The following is a 17,249-nucleotide window of genomic DNA, read 5'->3' as shown; positions in this document are numbered from 1 at the left end:
TGCCGACATGAGTAGGTCAACGGAAACACCGCAAGAAGCCGCTATTATGCTCGATTGCCAGGGGCTAACCCGTACCTATAGCGAAGGTCCCCAAGACCTGACGGTATTGGATAAGCTCAATTTGCAGGTGCGCGCTGGCGAGCGCGTGGCGATCGTAGGCAGTTCGGGGTCGGGTAAGACAACGCTGCTCAATCTATTGGGCGGTCTTGACCGGCCCAGCGAGGGTGGCGTGATCATCGCCGGCGAGTCGCTGTCAGGCCTGAATGAAGCCGCGCTGGGCAGCTTTCGCAACCGCTACATTGGGTTTGTTTACCAGTTTCACCATTTGCTGGCAGAGTTTACGGCGGTCGAAAACGCCGCTTTGCCGCTGATTATTCGTGGTCAGTCTAAGAAAGCGGCTGAGCAGCGGGCAATGCAGATACTCGAGCGAGTCGGTATGCAGCCCCGCGCTGACCATAAGCCTGGCGAGCTGTCCGGCGGTGAACGTCAACGGGTGGCGATTGCTCGGGCGCTGGTGACCGATCCAAGCCTGGTGTTAATGGACGAGCCGACGGGCAATCTGGATCAGACCACGGCCGCCACCATCTTGGCATTGATGGATGAGCTGGCCAAAGAGAGCGCCTGCGCTTTTGTGATCGTGACCCACGACGTCAGCATGGCTGCCCATCAAGACCGCGTGCTCAAGCTGGATGCGGGGAAATTGGTAGAACAGGCGCCAGCGTTGAAAGCGTCGCAGGCTTGATGCGCTAGTTCAGTCATTAGGCCTCATCGTTAAACGCTACCTCAAACGCTACCTCAAACCCTATCATCGAACTCTGCTTCAATCTGCTCGCGCCGCTGCCGACGTTTTAGGCGGCGGCGTTTCCAGTGGTGCGAGACATGCCAACGCCAGATAAGACGAACTCCGATATTGGCCACAATCGCTAAGATGACCGCTGTGACCAAAGAGCCGAGGATGAGTGGCGGCATAATGTCGTGCATTTGCTCGGCAACCCAGCGCGTTGAAATCCGTGAAGGGGCCTCGCGCACCGGCGCGCCGAGTATAAAGGTGCCGATCCAGTAGTTACCGTAAAAGATCAGCGGCATCGTCAATGGATTAGTGATCCACACCAAACCAATCGACAGGGCCAAATTGCAACGGGTTACGCGAGCGCCCAGGGCCGCGATCACCATCTGAAAAGGGATCGGGAGCATCGCGCAAAAAACGCCCACGCTAAACGCATTGGCAACGCTTCGGCGGGTTAAAAGCCACAACCCCGGATCGGCAATCAACGGCGCTATAAAGCGTAACGAGCGCTGTTTCCTGATAGTGTCCGGTTTGGGCATGTAGCGCTGCAGGAACCGGCGCGGCATAACGGATACTCTTACCTGTTGATAGCGCCTATTATCCATATTGCATCGCCTTTCGGCTATGCTCGGCCATCAATGAACACTCGCCAAGGAGGGCCTTATGCGGTTAGGCGTTGCCATGCCAGCCGCTGTTGCGGCACTCGCCGGGGGGCTTTTTGCGTGGTATAGCATTGCCGCTGGCTTGCCATTCAACGCGTTCGGCGGGCTGTCGTTAGCGGCTTTACTGGCGCTGGTGTGGCGCCCGCGGCTAGGCGTTTGGCTTCTGATTGGCGTGTGGGTGTTTGTCGGTGTGCAGAGCGAATGGGCCAGCCGGCTGCCGGCGGGGCTGAGCGGTGAAGATATCGCCGTTGAGGCGACTATTTTGACCGCCCAGCCAAACGGTGATGCAACGCGCCTGTTGTTAAGCATTGATCAGTGCCGAGGCCCTGCCCAGCGGCCGAGCTGCTCGATGCTGGATAAAGTGCGCGTGTCGGCCTATGGCGATGACCTCCTCTTTCAGCCCGGCGAACAGTGGCAGATGACGCTCCGCCTGCGTCCGCCCAGCGGGTTTGCCAACCCCGGCACCTTCAATTATGAGCAATGGCTGTGGCGCGAAGGGATTCATGCCACGGGTTACCTGCGCCCAGAGCCACCGCCGGTTCGGCTATCTCCCGCCGGCCCTTCTATACGCCAGCTAGCGCTGGATTTTTTAGCCGATCAGCCGCTTGATGCGCGCACCAAGCGCTGGTTGGCAGCGCTGACGCTTGGCGAGAGCGAACAGCTTACCCAAGACGACTGGTCACTGCTGAATGCCACCGGCACCACGCATCTGGTGGTGATTTCGGGGCTGCATGTCGGGCTGGTGGCGTCGTTTGTGCTGCTGCTAGCCAAATTAGCCGCTCGTTTTACCACGCCTACCCACTGGCGTATGCGTACTTGGCCGTGGTGGTTGGCCGCGCTAGCCTGCGTTGGCTATGCCGTGCTTGCCGGCATGGCACCGCCGGCCATGCGGGCCATGGTGATGAGTTTGATTGGGCTATGGGTGCTCAGCGGGCGACATGCGCCGAGCCCCTGGCAAGGCTGGTGGTTGGCGCTTGCACTGGTGCTGATCGTTGATCCGCTGGCGTTGTGGCGCCCAGGGATGTGGCTATCTTTTGTGGCCGTGGCATGGCTGATTCTGATCTGGCAGGGGCGTCAGCGGCCGCAGGGTATCAAAGGCTGGTGCTGGGCGCTGGTCAGAACACAGCTGCTCTTGGCGCCGCTAATGGCCGCTGCCGTATTGGTGGCTTTTGGCCGCGTAGCGCCCGCCGCCCCGTTGATTAACTTAGTCGCCGTGCCGTGGGTGAGCTCGGTGATGGTGCCCACGGCGCTGCTGGGCTGGTTGCTCGCGCCGCTCCCCTGGGTGGGGGAGGCGGTATGGTGGCTGTTTGAAGCGGCGCTCAATATTTTACATGTATTGTTGACGCTTGCGGTTCAGCACTGGCCACTCTGGGAGCCTGAACGACCGTTAACGTATCCGCTTGCCTTGGCATTGCTACTGCTGTCGTTATGCTGGGGGCTGCCTGCCGTGATGCCGGGTGGGCGGTTGCTGTCTAGCGTGCTGGTCGTTGCGCTGCCGTGGTGGTCGCTGGCGCCAGCGATGTCGCCCGGCGCGTTAAGGGTGAGCGTGCACGATGTGGGGCAGGGGCAGTTAATAGAGCTGCGTAGCCAGCATTACCGGCTTCTCTATGACACCGGGCCGCAGTTTCGGGGCGGTTTTATGCCCTTGGAGGCGCTGTGGTCACCGGGGCAGCAGTTTGATCAGGTGATTGTCAGCCACGCCGATAATGACCATGCGGGCGGCATTGGCGCGCTGCTAGCCGATCATCGGGTCAGCCAGTGGATAGCGCCCGCAGGCGAGGCGCTGCCAGTGTCGAATACCGCCTGTCAGCGCGGGCAAGCGTGGCAGCGTGATGGCGTTGACTATCGCTTTCTTTGGCCGCCAGCAGGCGCTAACGCGTTGTCGGCCAATGATCGTTCCTGTGTGCTGGAGGTGAGGGTGGGCGAGCAGCGGCTATTGATCACCGGCGATGTGAGCAGCGAGGTAGAGCGCCGTTTTCTGCTGGATGTGGGTTCGCCGGTCAGCGTGCTGGTGGCCGGGCATCACGGCAGTGGCAGCAGTTCGGGTATTCAGTTTGTGCGTCGCATGGCGCCTCAGCAGGTGATTTTTAGCGCCGGGCGGGACAATCCGTTTGACCATCCGGTGGATTCCGTCGTCCGGCTTTTTCGCCAGCAGGGAAGCTGCCTGTGGAGCACGGCGCAGGATGGCGCACTGCGTTTTTGGCTAGACGCTCGCCATCCTATGCAGATGACAACCACACGCAAGTTGCCAGGTCGTCGCAACCAGTGTTGAAGCGCTTCGTCATCAGGTAGAATCTTGCGCACTGCACATATTGCCAGGAGCGCATGTGACTGATTCAGGTTGGAATATCTATAAGCGGTTATTGGGCTATGTAAAGCCCTATTGGCGCGCTTTTGCGCTGGCGGTCGTGGGGTTTGTGGTGTACGCCGCGTCAAGCACGGCGCTTGCGGAAATGATGAAGCGCTTGATTGATGGTATTCAAAATCCGGATGCCGCCTTCCGGCTCTTGCTGCCGCTGTTTGTCATCATCATGTTTTCCTCTCGGGGGCTAGGTACCTTTTTAAGTACCTATTTTATGGCCTATGTGGGCCGTTACGTGATTCATAACCTGCGCTGCGACGTGTTTGCCCACCTGCTGCATCTGCCGGGGTGGTTTTTTGACCACCACTCCAGCGGCCAATTGGTCTCGCGGGTGACCTACCATGTTGAGCAAGTGGCAGGGGCGGCCACCAAGGCAGTGACGATTATTCTGCGCGAAGGCCTGTTTGTGATTGGGCTGGTGCTCTATCTGCTGTGGACCAACTGGATGTTAACGCTGCTTTTTTTGGGCGTAACACCGATTATTGCCGTGGTCGTAAGCTACGTCAGTAAGCGTTTTCGGCGTATCGCAAAGCGCATTCAAAGCTCCATGGGTGATGTCACGCATGTGGCCTCTGAGGCGCTGTCGGGTTACCGGGTGGTGCGTACTCACGGCGCGGAAGACTATGAAAAACAGCGCTTTGAACGGGTTAGTGAAGAGAATCGTCGTCAGAGTATGAAAGAAGCCATGACCCGAGCGGTGAGTTCGCCGGTGATTTTGATGCTAGTGGCCATTTCCATGGCGCTGCTGGTGTGGCTCGCCATGGCGCCCTCGCTGATGGAAAACATGACCCCAGGGGAGTTTGTCGCCTTTATTACCGCGGCGGCCCTGATGATCAAGCCGGTGCGCCAGCTAACCGAAATTAACGGTGAGATCCAAAAAGGGCTGGCGGCTGCCTCCGAGCTCTTTGGGCTACTCGATATGACGCCTGAAAAAGACCAGGGCAAGCGCATCGCCAGCCGGTTAAGCGGTGAGCTGGTGATTGATAATGTAAGCTTTCGCTACGGCGATGATCAGCCTAACGTGCTGCATAACATTAATTTACGCCTGGCGCCGGGCGAGTTAGTGGCGATTGTCGGGCGTTCGGGGAGTGGTAAATCGACGCTGGTGAGTCTGCTGCCGCGTTTTTACCGGATCAGCGAAGGCAGCATCAGCATCGATGGGATTAATATTGACGACTACGCGCTGGGGCCGCTACGCCAGCAAATTGCCTTGGTCTCTCAGCAGGTGACGCTGTTTAACGCCTCAATCGCCGACAATATTGCTTACGGGGTGTCCAATCCGGACCCACAGGCCATTCAAGCCGCCGCCGAAGCCGCCTATGCCCACGAGTTTATCGACAAGCTGCCCCATGGCTACGCCACCACCGTCGGCGAAAACGGCGTGATGCTTTCCGGCGGACAGCGCCAGCGGCTGGCAATTGCCCGGGCGATTTTCAAGGATGCGCCGCTGCTGGTGCTGGATGAAGCCACCTCAGCGCTGGACACCGAATCCGAGCGCTATATTCAAAAAGCCCTTGAGCGTGTTTGTGAAGGCCGTACCACGCTGGTCATCGCCCACCGCCTGTCGACCATTGAGCGGGCCGACCGAATTGTGGTGATGGACCAGGGGCGTATTATTGAAGAGGGTTCCCATCAGGCGCTGCTGGATGCCAACGGTGCCTACGCGGCGCTGCATCAGCTGCAGTTTCAAGAAACGCCATGAGCCGATTAACATGAGCTTGGCCAAGAGAACGCTGGCTCAACGCTGGCTGGAAGGCGCTTATCAAGGCAGTCGCTGGCTATCGCCGTTGAGACCCTTGGGTGCGCTTTATCAGTGGGCCATGGCGAGGCGTGAACGTGCCTACCGACGCGGTAAAAAAGAGGTCTGGCAAGCGCCGGTGCCGGTTATCGTCGTGGGTAACATTACGCTGGGCGGAACGGGTAAGTCACCGCTGGTCGCCTGGTTAGCCAATTGGTTAGCGTCCCAAGGCTGGTCACCGGGAATTGTCACCCGTGGCTATGGTGGCAAAGCGCCGCATTACCCGCTGTTTGTCACCCCTGGCAGCAGCGTTAGGGAGAGCGGTGACGAACCGCTGATGCTCGCACAGCAAACGCGGCTGCCGGTGGTTGCGGACCCCCAGCGCAAGCGGGGCGTCCAGGCGCTGATTGAGGCGGGGTGCGATATTGTCCTCAGCGACGACGGCTTACAGCATTTAGCGCTAGGCCGCGATATCGAGCTGTTAGTCGTCGATGGCGCCCGAGGGTTGGGTAACGGGCGCTGCCTGCCCGCCGGGCCGCTGCGTGAGTCGTTTAGTCGGCTACAGCGCGTGGATGCGGTGATCGTCAACGGCCGTTTGCAGCATCCGCTGCCAATGCAAGCGCCTGCCACAAGCATGCAGTTAGCCCCGCTTTGCTGGCGCCGCCTGGAAGATAGTGCGCGCTTTCCGCTAGCGCCGTTGCCGTTTACGCTACCGGTGAACGCGGTGGCGGGGATCGGGCATCCCGAACGTTTTTTTCGCACGTTGCGCGCTTTGGGGGTAGCGGGCGACTGGCACCCATTGGCTGATCACCAGCAATTTAGCGCTGAGGCGCTAAACTTTCCCCATCGCCGCCCGGTTGTTATGACGGCTAAGGACGCGGTGAAGTGTCATGCTTTTGCGCCAGCCAATAGCTGGGTATTAGACGTGGAAGCAACGCTTCCACCAGAATTTGAGCACTGGCTGGCAGCGCGGCTGTCGGCACTTTCCCAAAGGAGACACGCGCATGGATAAGGAACTGCTGGCAATGCTGGTTTGCCCGTTATGTAACGGCAAGTTGAAATACGATCGCGAGGCGCAAGAGCTGCGCTGCCATTACGATGGCTTGGCCTATCCCATCCAGGAGGGGATTCCGGTGATGTTGCCGGAAGAGGCGCGTGTTATGGATGCCGATGAGAAATTGCACACGTCACCGGGACGTTCGGGAGACGCTTGATGGCTTTTCCAGACGGTGCAGTGATTGACATGGTGGTGCCTGAGTTTACCGTTGTGGTGCCTGCCCGCTATGGCTCCACGCGATTACCCGGTAAGCCGTTGCTGGAAATCGCCGGCGAGCCGATGATCGCTCATGTATGGCGTCGCGCTTGCCAAAGCCACGCCAGCCGCGTCGTGGTGGCCACTGATGATAGCCGCATTGGCGATGCCATGCTGCCTTACGGTGCCGAAGTGATTATGACCCGCGACGATCACCCGTCGGGGACCGACCGCTTAGCCGAAGTGGCTGATCGCTTAGGTTTAGCAAGCGACGCCCTGGTGGTCAATGTGCAGGGCGATGAACCGTTGATTCCACCGGCGTTAATTGACCAAGTGGCGCTGCGCTTAGCTGAGGATCCCGACGCATCGATAGCCACCTTGGCGGAGCCGATTAGCGACGTTGCCTCACTGTTTAATCCTAACGTGGTTAAGGTGGTGCGCACGCTGCAGGGCCGCGCGCTGTATTTCTCCCGGGCGCCGATTCCCTGGGACCGCGAGCACTTCAAAGCGCCGCCGACCCTGCTGGCGACCGATGCCTGGCTGCGTCATATCGGCCTCTATGCCTACCGTGCGGGTTTCCTGGCCGCCTACCGTGACTGGCCCGCCGCGAGTCTTGAGCAACTCGAACAGCTTGAGCAGCTGCGTGCGCTGCAGCATGGGCATGTTATTCAAGTGGCCTTAGCCTGCGAGCTAAACCCCGCGGGTGTCGATACCGCCGAGGATCTAGCGCGGGTAAGAGCGCTACTTGCTCAGCCAAGTGTTTAAGGAGAGCTGTGGTGAAAGTATTATTTGTTTGCTTGGGCAATATCTGCCGATCACCCACCGCCGAAGGTATTTTTCGTCGCGCTCTGGAGCAGGCGGGAATGGCCAATGACGTTGCAATAGACTCCTGTGGTGTGGGCAATTGGCATATAGGCAAAGCGCCGGATGCACGAGCGCAGCAGGCGGCGCAGCGCCGGGGGATTGACTTGAGTGGCCTGCGCGCTCGCCAGCTAAGCGAGCAGGATTTTGCTGAGTTCGACTACGTGCTGGGCATGGATGAGGACAATTTGCGCGCTATGCGCGACCTTAAACCCGCCAATAGCCAGGCGCATGTTGGGCTATTGTTGGATTTTGCTGGCACCCCTGGTGGCGAAGTCCCAGACCCCTATTTTGGCGGTGATGAGGGGTTTGAGAACGTGCTGGATATGATTGAAGCTGCCTCAGAAGGGTTGATTCGACACCTCCAGCGTGAGCTGTAATGGGGCGGATGAAACTTCTTGGCAATGTCGATTTGACCGCCGCGAATACGCTAAGACTGCCTTGCCAGGCCGAGCGCTTCGCGGCACCAACGACATTAACTGTACTACACCAAACGTTAGCCGAGGCACGCCGTCAGGGTTGGCCGGTGACGCTATTAGGCGGCGGCAGCAATGTGCTACTGCCTGAACGACTACCCGGTTTGGTAGTGCGCCCTGCACTTAATCAATGGTGGCTGGCCGAGCATCAAGGCCAGGTGTTGGTTTATGTTGGCGCCGGGGTTAATTGGCATCGCCTAGTCATGGCGACGGCGGCGCGCGGCCTGTGGGGGATCGAAAACCTGGCACTGATTCCCGGTAGCTGCGGGGCCGCGCCGGTGCAAAACATTGGTGCCTACGGGGTTGAGCTTGCCGACACCCTACAAGCAGTGCAGGTAATGGAACTCACCAGCGGTCGCGTCTACTGGTTGAGCGCCGAAGCGTGCGCTTTTGGCTATCGTGACAGTATCTTTAAAGGCGAACTGGCCGGTCGTGTGGTGATTACCCAGTGGGTGCTGCGTTTGTCGCGTACGTCAGCCCCCCGGCTCGGCTATGGCGATCTCGCCGCGCGATTACCCGGCACACCCACACCGCTTGGGGTAGCCGAAGCGGTATGTGCCATTCGGCGTGAAAAGCTGCCCGATCCACAGGTGCTTGCCAATGCGGGTAGCTTTTTTAAAAACCCTCTAGTGACCGATGAGCAGGCGGCGCAGTTGTTGCGTCAGTACCCGGCGATGCCGCATTTTCCTCAGGGCGAAGGGCTAACCAAGCTGGCGGCGGGTTGGTTGATCGATCAGTGTGGGTTGAAAGGCATGCGTGACGGTGCCTTTGGCGTGCACCAGCACCAAGCGCTGGTGCTTGTGCACTTTGGCGGTGGAGATCGTCAGGGGCTGATGAAGACCGCGGACTATATTGCCGCCCGGGTAGAGGCACGCTTTGGTATGCGGCTGGAGCCCGAGCCGCGGTTGATCAACCCTTAATACTTTTTCCAGCAGGCCTTTTATAACGCAAAAATCCCCGCCTCGGCGGGGATTTTTGCTACGTCAACGCGTTACCGATTTACTCGGAATGCGTGTCTTGTTGCGCTTGCTTACGCTTTTCACGCGGGTCGTTGTGGGCCCGAGTACGCCGCCGCGGTTTGGGCATGCTTTCTTCGCTGCTTTCTTCACCCGTCGTTTTGCTAGGCGTTTCGGCAGTTTCAGCGGGCGCGTCGGCAGCTGCTTCAGTGGGTGTCTCAGCAGCAGCTTCGCTGACGGGCTGTGCAGTTTCAGGCTCAGCCGTTGGCGCTTCAGGCGCCTTCGGTTGGTCTGCCTGCGAGGGTTCTGCCGCCTGTGGTGCTGGTTGAGTCTCCGCTACCTCAGACGTACTGGCAGGCTGCTCAGGCGCCTCGCTTGATGCTTCCGGCTGGCTATCCTCGACCTGTTGGCTCTCAGCCTTGGGCGCGTCGGCTTCGGCGTCAGACTCTTCTGCGGCAGACTCTTCTGCGGCAGACGCTTCTGCGGCAGACGCTTCTGCGTCAGACGCTTCTGCGGCAGGCGCTTCAGCGGGTGCGTCACTGGCGTTGTCTTCAGAATGAGCAGGCTCAGCAACGGCCTCGTCCGGCGCTTGAGCGGTGTCGGCCTTTGCATCCGATTCGCTAACGGCGGCCTCTTGGGCTGTTTCAGGCTGACGACGTTGACGCGTAGACTTGCGCGCTTTCGACTTCTCGGCCGCCGGGTGCTCAGCGCTGGTATCAGCTTCAGCCGCTTCAACCGCTTTTGCAGCTTCCTCTGCCGATGCTTTCACCGTTTCCACCGGCGCCTCGGTTGGCATTTGGCTGGGCTGGGTCGGCGTTTCCGGCGCTTCCTCAGGCGCTTGGGCTGCCTCGGCCTGAAGTTTTAGCTGCTCAGCTTCTGCCTTGGGATTAACCGCCTGGCTGCGCGAACGGTTGCGCGGGTTATTGCGCGTCCGCTTGGGCTTGCCGTCATCCTGCTTGGCCGCCTCGTCACGCTGATCGTCAGCGCTGCTGTCATTCTCGGGCTCGCGACGCGCTGCTTTCTTCGGTGCACTCTTGCCGCTCTGTTTAGCTACGTTGTCTTTGCCAGCGCCCTCTTTTGCAGAACTGTCTTTTGCAGAACTGTCTTTTACAGAGCCGTCTTTGGAAGAGTCATCTTTAGAAGAGCTGTCAGCTTGGCTTTCTTTACGCGGCGCTTTCTGGCTCGACGTTTGCTCATTGGCATCGTCTTGCTGGGGGTGGCGGCGGCGATTGCGGGTGCGGCTGGGGCCGCTGCGCTTATCGCTATTATCGTCACTGGCAGGGCTCGGCGTGTTGTTGCGTTGCTCGCTGCTTTTCGACTCGGCTTTGTTAGCGTTCTCGCTGCGCGGTTCGTTCCGGTTGCTGCCCCGTTCGTCGCGCGATGATTTTTGCCGTGTCTCACTGCCACGCTGAGGGGGCTTACGCTCGCTCGGCTTACGCGGCGCCGGTGTTTCAGCCTCGGGCGCAGGCGTGGGCTCAGTGGTGCCCTCGTCGCTACCTAATAACTTGGCGAAGCTGCGCATAAAGCGGCCAATGACGCTGGGCTGCTCGTTGGCCACCGGTGTTGCTTCAGCCGCCGGGGCAGAGGGAGCAGTAGGCGCTTGCTCTTCGCTTTGCAGCGAAGCCGGCGCCGGGGCGTTGTGGGTGACGCTTTTCACGGCGGCTTCAGCGCGCATTGCCGGGGGGACAAAGCTGGGCGTTGGCTCTTTGCCTATGTCGGTTTCGGTGGAGATTTCAAAGCTCGACAGGCTTTGGGTGTCATCCTCGTCGATGTGGTCATCGCGCAGACGCTGTACGTCGTAGTGCGGCGTATCCATATCGGGATTGGGCAGCAGCACCACACGCACACCCTGACGCGACTCAAGATCGGCGAGTACGCTACGTTTTTCGTTGAGCAGGTAGGTGGCCACCGGTACCGGCAGAATCGCGCGAATCTGGGCGCTATTCTCTTTCATGGCCTCTTCTTCAATCAGGCGCATGATCGACAGTGAGAGCGAACGCACGTCGCGGATAGTGCCCTGGCCGTTACAGCGCGGGCAAACCACGCCGCTGGTTTCACCCAGCGAGGGGCGCAGCCGCTGGCGGGACATTTCCATCAGGCCAAAGCGCGAAATGCGGCCGATCTGAACCCGCGCCCGATCCAGCTTAAGCGCGTCACGCATGCGGTTTTCAACTTCGCGCTGGTTGCGCGCGGGCCCCATATCGATAAAGTCGATCACCACCAGGCCGCCAATATCGCGCAGGCGCAGCTGGCGGGCAATTTCATCGGCGGCTTCAGAGTTGGTCTGCAGGGCGGTCTCTTCGATATCGCTACCGCGGGTGGCCCGGGCGGAGTTGATGTCGATGGAGACCAGCGCTTCGGTATGGTCGATCACAATCGACCCGCCAGAGGGAAGTTTTACTTCGCGCTGATAAGCGGTTTCGATTTGCGATTCAATTTGAAAGCGCGAAAATAGCGGCACTTCGTCCGCGTACAGCTTGATCTTTTGCTGATAAGACGGCATTACCTGGCGAATAAAGGCCAGCGCTTCAGCATGAATCTCGGGGCTATCGATCAATACTTCGCCAATGTCCTGGCGCAAGTAATCGCGCATCGCGCGAATGATAACGTTGGATTCACGGTAGATCAGGAAGGGGGCAGGGCGCTTGGCGGCTTCAGTGGTGATGGATTCCCATACCTGAACCAGATAGTCCAAGTCCCACTGCAGTTCTTCCGGATTGCGGCCAATGCCGGCGGTGCGCACGATCAGGCCCATTTTATCGGGCACGGTCATTTGCCCCATGGCCTCTTTGAGCTGGCTGCGTTCATCGCCTTCAATGCGCCGTGAAATGCCACCCGCCCGCGGGTTATTGGGCATCAACACCAAAAAACGCCCCGCCAGGCTGACAAAGGTGGTTAGCGCGGCGCCTTTGTTGCCACGCTCTTCCTTGTCGACCTGAACGATGACCTCTTGGCCCTCTTTAAGTACTTCTTTAATGCTGGGACGTCCTGAAACGTCTTTGACAAAGTACTCGCGGGAGATCTCTTTGAGCGGCAAAAAGCCGTGACGGTCGGCGCCGTAGTCAACAAAGGCGGCTTCCAGGGAAGGTTCGACGCGGGTAATTTTACCGCGATAGATGTTGGCTTTTTTCTGTTCTCGAGCGCCGGACTCGATGTCTAAATCGTACAGGCGTTGTCCATCTACTAATGCGACGCGCAGCTCTTCTGGCTGGGTCGCATTGATAAGCATACGTTTCATAGTGTCTCGCATAGCGTTGCGTGCCGGCGAACTGCCTAGGGGGAGACGTAGGCGAATCGCTGGTTGCAGCGTGCTTGTGCTCGGCGCATTGCTATGCTGACGCGTCAGGCCGGGAAGGCGTTAGCGCCAACCCGGCCAATAGGGCGTTGAGTACGTGGCGGAGGCAGGACATGTTCCGGTGGCTGTCACATCCATCCGGCCCTGCTGACACCGCCAACACCTGGCATTCATCGATTCACCAACGCCGGCCACCGGCACAGCGTTGAACTTGTCGCCCGGAGGCAGTCAGCGCCTTGTGACGTAAAGGCGGCGCTGCTCTGGGCGTGGCGTTGTTAAGTTGCTGCCTGCCGTTGAGGGCAAGGCTTATTCCCTCTGCCAGCATGAAAAACGGGCGGCAGAGTTACTACATTTTAAGATCAGGCTCTAAGATCAGATTTTAATACCGGAAAAACGTGCAATGCGTACACTAGCGTCGTTTTTCGTGTTCAGGCCTGCGTGTTAGTCGGGCAGGCGCATTCACCAAACTCAGCGTTAATAGTTTCTGCTAAGCAATTAGCGGTTTATCGACTAGTCGCTAGCGCAAGACAAGTATGCTCTCTGCGTTTGGCTGGTGAACGTTTGGAATATAACAGTAAAGACAACGACCAGCAATTGACGCAATGCGCTTGGGTCTACGTTAGAATGCCATTTTAAGGCCGATCTCATCGAGCTACAGCAGGAGCAAGCGGTAATGTCCGAAGGGCGTGAAGTACAGTGGGTGGATATCGCCCCGGAACAAGCAGGGCAGCGAATTGATAATTTTCTCATGACGCGCCTCAAAGGCGCGCCGCGTGCGCTTATCTACCGCATTGTGCGTAAAGGGGAAGTGCGGGTTAATAAAAAGCGCGTCAAGGTCGACTATCGTTTGCAGGCGGGTGATTTAGTGCGTGTCCCGCCGCTACGCTTGGCGCCCCGTGAGGCAATGAAGGAAGTAAGCGATAATTTACGCGACCTGCTGGTAGGTAGCGTCATTATGGAAGGTCCTGACTGGATGGTGCTTAACAAGCCCTCTGGTTTGGCGGTGCATGGTGGCAGCGGGGTTAAAATTGGCTTGATCGAAGCGCTGCGCCAGGTGCGCGATGATTTAAGTTTTTTAGAGCTGGTGCACCGCTTGGACCGTGATACGTCAGGCTGTTTACTGCTGGCCAAATCCCGCGATGCGCTGGTTACGCTGAATGAATCGCTGAAAAAGCACGGCATGGACAAGCGGTATTTGGCCTTGGTCAGCGGCCGCTGGCCGGCCCGTAAGACTTATGAAAGTGCCCGGTTGGACCGCTTTGACGCCGGTAACGGCGAACGTCGAGTGCGGGTAGACCCCAACGGTAAAGTATCGCGAACGCACTTTTCAGTGGTCGAAACCTTTGAAAAAACCACGCTGATCGAGGCTGAACCAGTCACTGGCCGCACCCACCAAATTCGCGTTCACGCGACGCATGCGGGCCATGCGCTGCTGGGCGACGATAAGTACGCCACCCGTGAAAGCGGTCTGTTGACTAAGCAGCTAGGCCTGGGGCGCCTGTTTTTGCATGCTCGGGCATTGACCTTTCCTGAGCCCACCAATGGCCGCCCGGTGACGGTGAAAGCGCCGCTACCCGAAGCCCTGGAGCAAGCGCTCAAGCGCGCCCGTCAATAATGCGTCTGCTATTGATTTGCCCTTTGATTCTTTAACCCTTAACCCTTAACCCTTTAACAGAGGAGCGGCCATGCAGTACGAGCTGATTATTTTTGATTGGGACGGCACCCTAATGGACTCCGTGCCACGCATTGTCTCGTGTATGCAGGCCGCCGCGTTAGAGGCTGAGTGGGGGGCGCTGACATCCGCTGAGGTCGAAGATATTATCGGCCTGGGGCTGCCCGAGGCGATCGATAAACTGTGCCCCGGTATTCTGCCTGCCCAGGCCGAACGGCTTCGCGAGCGCTACGCGCATCACTTTGTGGCGGCCAATACCACGCCGATGGCGTTTTTTAGCGGTGTGGAAGCCCATATCGCCCGTTTGCGCGGTCGTCAGGCGCAGCGTTTGGCCGTCGCGACGGGCAAAAGCCGCCGCGGGTTAGCGCGTATTTTTGCCGAAACTGGCAGCGGTGACTGGTTCCATGCCAGCCGCACAGCCGATGAAACCCGTTCGAAACCGCACCCGCAGATGCTTTCAGAGCTGCTCGCCGAGCTTTCAGTGCCTGTCGAGCGGGCGGTGATGGTGGGTGATACCGAGTACGACCTGGAAATGGCGCGGGCGATCGGCATGGATCGGGTGGGCGTGACTTACGGCGTGCACACCCCGGCGCGTTTGGCGCTTAGCCACCCCAAGTGGATAGCCCACAACGTCGATGAACTCTTTGATTGGCTGCACGGTTAAGCGGCCTGAGTCTGCATAAGTGAGTCTGCATAAGGATATTTTTATGAGTGACGATCAAACGCGCCAAGGTGACGCTGGCAATGGCGATCAGCCGAGCGGTTATCAGTCTGAAGGGGACCGCTGGACCCAGGGGCCCGAGGTGACGCCCGGTAAAAAAAGCCGCTCTGAAGCTATCGCCGGTTGGCCCGGCGACGATGCGGAGACGCTACGCGAACGCCAGCGGCTGGCACAAATAGAAATGATGGATCATTGGATTGGCGGTGTGTTAACCGAACAGCGCCGCACCCGTCGCTGGAAGCTGTTTTTCCGGCTGATGTTGATCGCTATCGTACTGGCCTCACTGTTTACCACGTTTTACAGCCTGTTTTGGGACTCGCCGAGTGTCGCGGCCCCCGCACAGCGCCACTTGGGTATTGTTGACGTCAACGGTGTGATCGCTAGCGACTCACCGGCCAATGCGGAACGTATCATCCAGGGTTTAAGCCGGGCTTGGGAGGCGGAAAACGCTGCCGCCGTGGTGCTGCACATTAACAGTCCCGGCGGCAGTCCGGTCCAGTCTCAGCGTATCTATGCCGAAATCATGCGCCTGCGCGACCAGGGCGATAAACCGATTATTGCGGTGATCGAGGATATCGGTGCCAGTGGTGCTTACTACATTGCTGCAGCGGCTGACGAAATTGTGGCCTCGCCGGTGAGCCTGGTGGGCTCAATCGGCGTGATCTATGCAGGCTTTGGCTTCGAAGAGGCGATTGAGCGCATCGGCGTTGAGCGCCGGGTGCTAACGGCGGGGGACAATAAAGCCTTTTTAGACCCGTTTCAGCCCCTGGATGACGGCGCTGAGCAGTTTTGGCAGGGCGTGCTGAGTCAGACGCACAGCCAGTTTATCGATGACGTGCGCGCCGGTCGTGGCGACAGACTCAGCGACAGCCCGGATATTTTCTCGGGGCTGATTTGGAGTGGCGAGCAAAGCATCGAGCTGGGCTTGGTCGATCAGTTGGGCAGCCTCGAGCAGCTATCGCGCGATCAAGTGGGGAATACCGACTGGGTGGACTATACGCCGAGCCTGGACCCGTTTGAGCGTTTTACCCGTCGCTTCACCCAGATGGCAGCCGAGGCGCTGGGCGTGAGTGCGCCCAGTTCACCGATGCGTTTCTAGGTTGTGGCAGATTGATCAGTAAGCGCCAAGCGGGTCCAGGCCTGCTTGGCGCAGCATGTCGCAAAGCGCAATCAGCGGCAGTCCGATCAGTGCGTTGGGGTCACGGCCTTCCAGCTTCTCAAACAGCGCAATGCCCAGGCCTTCCATGCGAAAGCTGCCAGCGCTGTCTAGAGGCTGCTCTTTGGCGACGTAGTTTTCGATCTCCGGCGTGCTCAGCGTGCGAAACACCACTTCAAAGGGCTCGACGTGCACTTGATGGCGCTGGTGGCGTGTATCCAACAGCGCTAAGCCAGTTAAAAAGGTAACCCGCTGACCCGAGAAGCGAGCCAGATTGGCGCAGGCTTTTTCGACAGTATGCGGTTTGCCAAGAATATCGCCCTCAAAAACCGCCACTTGGTCGGAACCGATAATACAGTGATGGGGGAAGCGGGCGGCCACGGCGTTGGCTTTGCTCAAGGCCAGCCGATGCACCAGGGCATGGGGCGTTTCGCCGTTGTAAGGGGTTTCGTCAATTTCTGGCGAAAGGCACTGGTAGGGGAGTTGCAAGCGGTCCAGCAGCGCGCGGCGCCATCGTGAGCTGGAGGCAAGCACAAGCTCGGCTGACGATGATTCTTGCAAGGATGCTGAGGCCACAAATATCTCCTGAATTGCTTTGTAACGCTGTTGAAAGCCAAAAGGTGAAGTGTAGCGAAACCATGAGGAGGTGTATGTAGGCTGTTTATTACCGCCTAGCAGGTTATTTATTGAGGCTAGCAGATTATTTATTGAGGAATGTATGCAGAAATATACCGACAGCTTTGACAGCAGCGGGGGGAGTGCCTATCATTGCGCGCCTATGTTGACCTCACAACTCCCCAGCCGGGTTGAGCCTTATAAGCTTGCAGCCCGCCACGAACGAATCGAAGGCTTGGTAGCGCTTGATAAGCTGTCACGTCTTACCGAAGAAGCGGGTGCCCAAACCGGCGACTGCCATGTCGTGCTTGCGTTTGGCGTCGATGCTCAAGGTCGTCGTGAAATTCGTGGCCACTTGCAAGCGACGTTAGCGCTTGCCTGCCGACGCTGCCTGGTGCCGATGCCTCAACAGGTAAGCAGTGACTTCTTGCTTGGTATGGTCACTGACGAATCCTTAGCGGCCGAGCTGCCTGCCAGTCATGAACCGGTGCTAGTGGAAAAGGAACAGCTGGACCTTCTGACGGTGGTCGAGGATGAATTGATTCTCAGCCTGCCCCAGGTGGTCTATCACGATGAAGCCGACTGTTATGTCTCGGCGGAGCAGCTGGTCAGCAAAACAGCAGGCGCGGCGTCAGACACAACGCCAGCGACAAACCCTTTCGCGGTGCTTAATGCCTTGAAAGGCAAAAAATAAGC

15 protein-coding genes are annotated in these 17,249 nt (G+C 58.7%); 12 read left to right on the top strand and 3 right to left on the bottom strand.

Annotated elements, in window-relative coordinates:
- Positions 1–7: 7 nt before the first annotated feature.
- Positions 8–742, top strand: a complete 735-nt coding sequence (locus tag HVA01_RS05900) for an ABC transporter ATP-binding protein (protein WP_146873877.1) — start codon at positions 8–10, stop codon at positions 740–742.
- Positions 743–795: 53 nt separating this feature from the next.
- Here HVA01_RS05900 and HVA01_RS05895 read toward each other — a convergent pair whose 3' ends face one another.
- Complete coding sequence (locus HVA01_RS05895; RefSeq protein ID WP_146874222.1) at positions 796–1,353, bottom strand: DUF2062 domain-containing protein; 558 nt, start codon at positions 1,351–1,353, stop codon at positions 796–798.
- Between the two features lie 97 nt (positions 1,354–1,450).
- Between HVA01_RS05895 and HVA01_RS05890 the strand changes: the two genes are divergently transcribed.
- From HVA01_RS05890 to murB, 7 genes are read left to right on the top strand one after another with little or no spacing between them, the layout of a single operon-like run.
- Positions 1,451–3,721, top strand: coding sequence for a DNA internalization-related competence protein ComEC/Rec2 (locus HVA01_RS05890; protein ID WP_146873875.1), 2,271 nt, complete (start codon positions 1,451–1,453; stop codon positions 3,719–3,721).
- 55 nt (positions 3,722–3,776) lie between these two features.
- Positions 3,777–5,513: a lipid A export permease/ATP-binding protein MsbA gene (gene msbA / locus HVA01_RS05885; RefSeq protein ID WP_146873873.1), complete on the top strand. Its 1,737-nt coding sequence runs from the start codon at positions 3,777–3,779 to the stop codon at positions 5,511–5,513.
- A 10-nt stretch (positions 5,514–5,523) separates the two neighbouring features.
- Complete coding sequence (gene lpxK / locus HVA01_RS05880; protein ID WP_146873871.1) at positions 5,524–6,561, top strand: tetraacyldisaccharide 4'-kinase; 1,038 nt, start codon at positions 5,524–5,526, stop codon at positions 6,559–6,561.
- Positions 6,554–6,763: a Trm112 family protein gene (locus HVA01_RS05875; protein ID WP_146873869.1), complete on the top strand. Its 210-nt coding sequence runs from the start codon at positions 6,554–6,556 to the stop codon at positions 6,761–6,763. The genes lpxK and HVA01_RS05875 overlap by 8 nt, the downstream gene beginning before the upstream one ends.
- Entirely contained in the window at positions 6,763–7,566 is an 804-nt protein-coding gene (kdsB, locus tag HVA01_RS05870; protein ID WP_246129499.1) for a 3-deoxy-manno-octulosonate cytidylyltransferase, read from the top strand. The genes HVA01_RS05875 and kdsB overlap by 1 nt, the downstream gene beginning before the upstream one ends.
- An 11-nt stretch (positions 7,567–7,577) precedes the next feature.
- Complete coding sequence (locus tag HVA01_RS05865) at positions 7,578–8,042, top strand: low molecular weight protein-tyrosine-phosphatase (protein WP_146873867.1); 465 nt, start codon at positions 7,578–7,580, stop codon at positions 8,040–8,042.
- Between the two features lie 8 nt (positions 8,043–8,050).
- Positions 8,051–9,058, top strand: a complete 1,008-nt coding sequence (gene murB / locus HVA01_RS05860) for a UDP-N-acetylmuramate dehydrogenase (protein ID WP_146874218.1) — start codon at positions 8,051–8,053, stop codon at positions 9,056–9,058.
- A 79-nt stretch (positions 9,059–9,137) separates the two neighbouring features.
- Here murB and rne read toward each other — a convergent pair whose 3' ends face one another.
- Positions 9,138–12,332, bottom strand: coding sequence for a ribonuclease E (rne, locus tag HVA01_RS05855; protein WP_146873865.1), 3,195 nt, complete (start codon positions 12,330–12,332; stop codon positions 9,138–9,140).
- A gap of 730 nt (positions 12,333–13,062) precedes the next feature.
- Between rne and HVA01_RS05850 the strand changes: the two genes are divergently transcribed.
- From HVA01_RS05850 to sppA, 3 genes are all read left to right on the top strand, one after another.
- Positions 13,063–14,004: an RluA family pseudouridine synthase gene (locus HVA01_RS05850; protein ID WP_146873863.1), complete on the top strand. Its 942-nt coding sequence runs from the start codon at positions 13,063–13,065 to the stop codon at positions 14,002–14,004.
- Positions 14,005–14,074: 70 nt separating this feature from the next.
- Positions 14,075–14,725: an HAD family hydrolase gene (locus tag HVA01_RS05845; RefSeq protein ID WP_146873861.1), complete on the top strand. Its 651-nt coding sequence runs from the start codon at positions 14,075–14,077 to the stop codon at positions 14,723–14,725.
- Between the two features lie 43 nt (positions 14,726–14,768).
- Positions 14,769–15,881 carry a signal peptide peptidase SppA gene (gene sppA / locus HVA01_RS05840; protein ID WP_146873859.1) on the top strand — a complete coding sequence of 371 codons (1,113 nt, stop codon included), beginning with the start codon at positions 14,769–14,771 and terminating at the stop codon, positions 15,879–15,881.
- A gap of 15 nt (positions 15,882–15,896) precedes the next feature.
- On the opposite strand, the gene HVA01_RS05835 is transcribed toward sppA, so the two are convergent.
- Positions 15,897–16,514: a Maf family protein gene (locus tag HVA01_RS05835; protein WP_246129498.1), complete on the bottom strand. Its 618-nt coding sequence runs from the start codon at positions 16,512–16,514 to the stop codon at positions 15,897–15,899.
- Between the two features lie 202 nt (positions 16,515–16,716).
- Here HVA01_RS05835 and HVA01_RS05830 point away from each other — a divergent pair, with 202 nt between their 5' ends.
- Positions 16,717–17,247, top strand: a complete 531-nt coding sequence (locus tag HVA01_RS05830; RefSeq protein ID WP_146874214.1) for a YceD family protein — start codon at positions 16,717–16,719, stop codon at positions 17,245–17,247.
- The last annotated feature ends 2 nt before the right edge of the window (positions 17,248–17,249 follow it).

It is taken from the genome of Halovibrio variabilis, assembly GCF_007991175.1.
Taxonomy (GTDB): Bacteria; Pseudomonadota; Gammaproteobacteria; order Pseudomonadales; family Halomonadaceae; genus Vreelandella; species Vreelandella variabilis.
The sequence above is the reverse complement of the archived record's forward strand: the minus strand, read 5'-3'. Positions and strand labels throughout refer to the sequence as shown.

What these genes read in the sequence shown, in the direction of transcription:
- HVA01_RS05830 (WP_146874214.1), top strand. Translation starts at nt 16,717, where the DNA reads ATGTTGACCTCACAACTCCCCAGCCGGGTTGAGCCTTATAAGCTTGCA.
- sppA (WP_146873859.1), top strand. Translation starts at nt 14,769, where the DNA reads ATGAGTGACGATCAAACGCGCCAAGGTGACGCTGGCAATGGCGATCAG.
- rne (WP_146873865.1), bottom strand. Translation starts at nt 12,332, where the DNA reads ATGAAACGTATGCTTATCAATGCGACCCAGCCAGAAGAGCTGCGCGTC.
- murB (WP_146874218.1), top strand. Translation starts at nt 8,051, where the DNA reads ATGAAACTTCTTGGCAATGTCGATTTGACCGCCGCGAATACGCTAAGA.
- HVA01_RS05875 (WP_146873869.1), top strand. Translation starts at nt 6,554, where the DNA reads ATGGATAAGGAACTGCTGGCAATGCTGGTTTGCCCGTTATGTAACGGC.
- lpxK (WP_146873871.1), top strand. Translation starts at nt 5,524, where the DNA reads ATGAGCTTGGCCAAGAGAACGCTGGCTCAACGCTGGCTGGAAGGCGCT.
- HVA01_RS05890 (WP_146873875.1), top strand. Translation starts at nt 1,451, where the DNA reads ATGCGGTTAGGCGTTGCCATGCCAGCCGCTGTTGCGGCACTCGCCGGG.
- HVA01_RS05850 (WP_146873863.1), top strand. Translation starts at nt 13,063, where the DNA reads ATGTCCGAAGGGCGTGAAGTACAGTGGGTGGATATCGCCCCGGAACAA.
- HVA01_RS05845 (WP_146873861.1), top strand. Translation starts at nt 14,075, where the DNA reads ATGCAGTACGAGCTGATTATTTTTGATTGGGACGGCACCCTAATGGAC.
- HVA01_RS05900 (WP_146873877.1), top strand. Translation starts at nt 8, where the DNA reads ATGAGTAGGTCAACGGAAACACCGCAAGAAGCCGCTATTATGCTCGAT.
- HVA01_RS05895 (WP_146874222.1), bottom strand. Translation starts at nt 1,353, where the DNA reads ATGCCGCGCCGGTTCCTGCAGCGCTACATGCCCAAACCGGACACTATC.
- kdsB (WP_246129499.1), top strand. Translation starts at nt 6,763, where the DNA reads ATGGCTTTTCCAGACGGTGCAGTGATTGACATGGTGGTGCCTGAGTTT.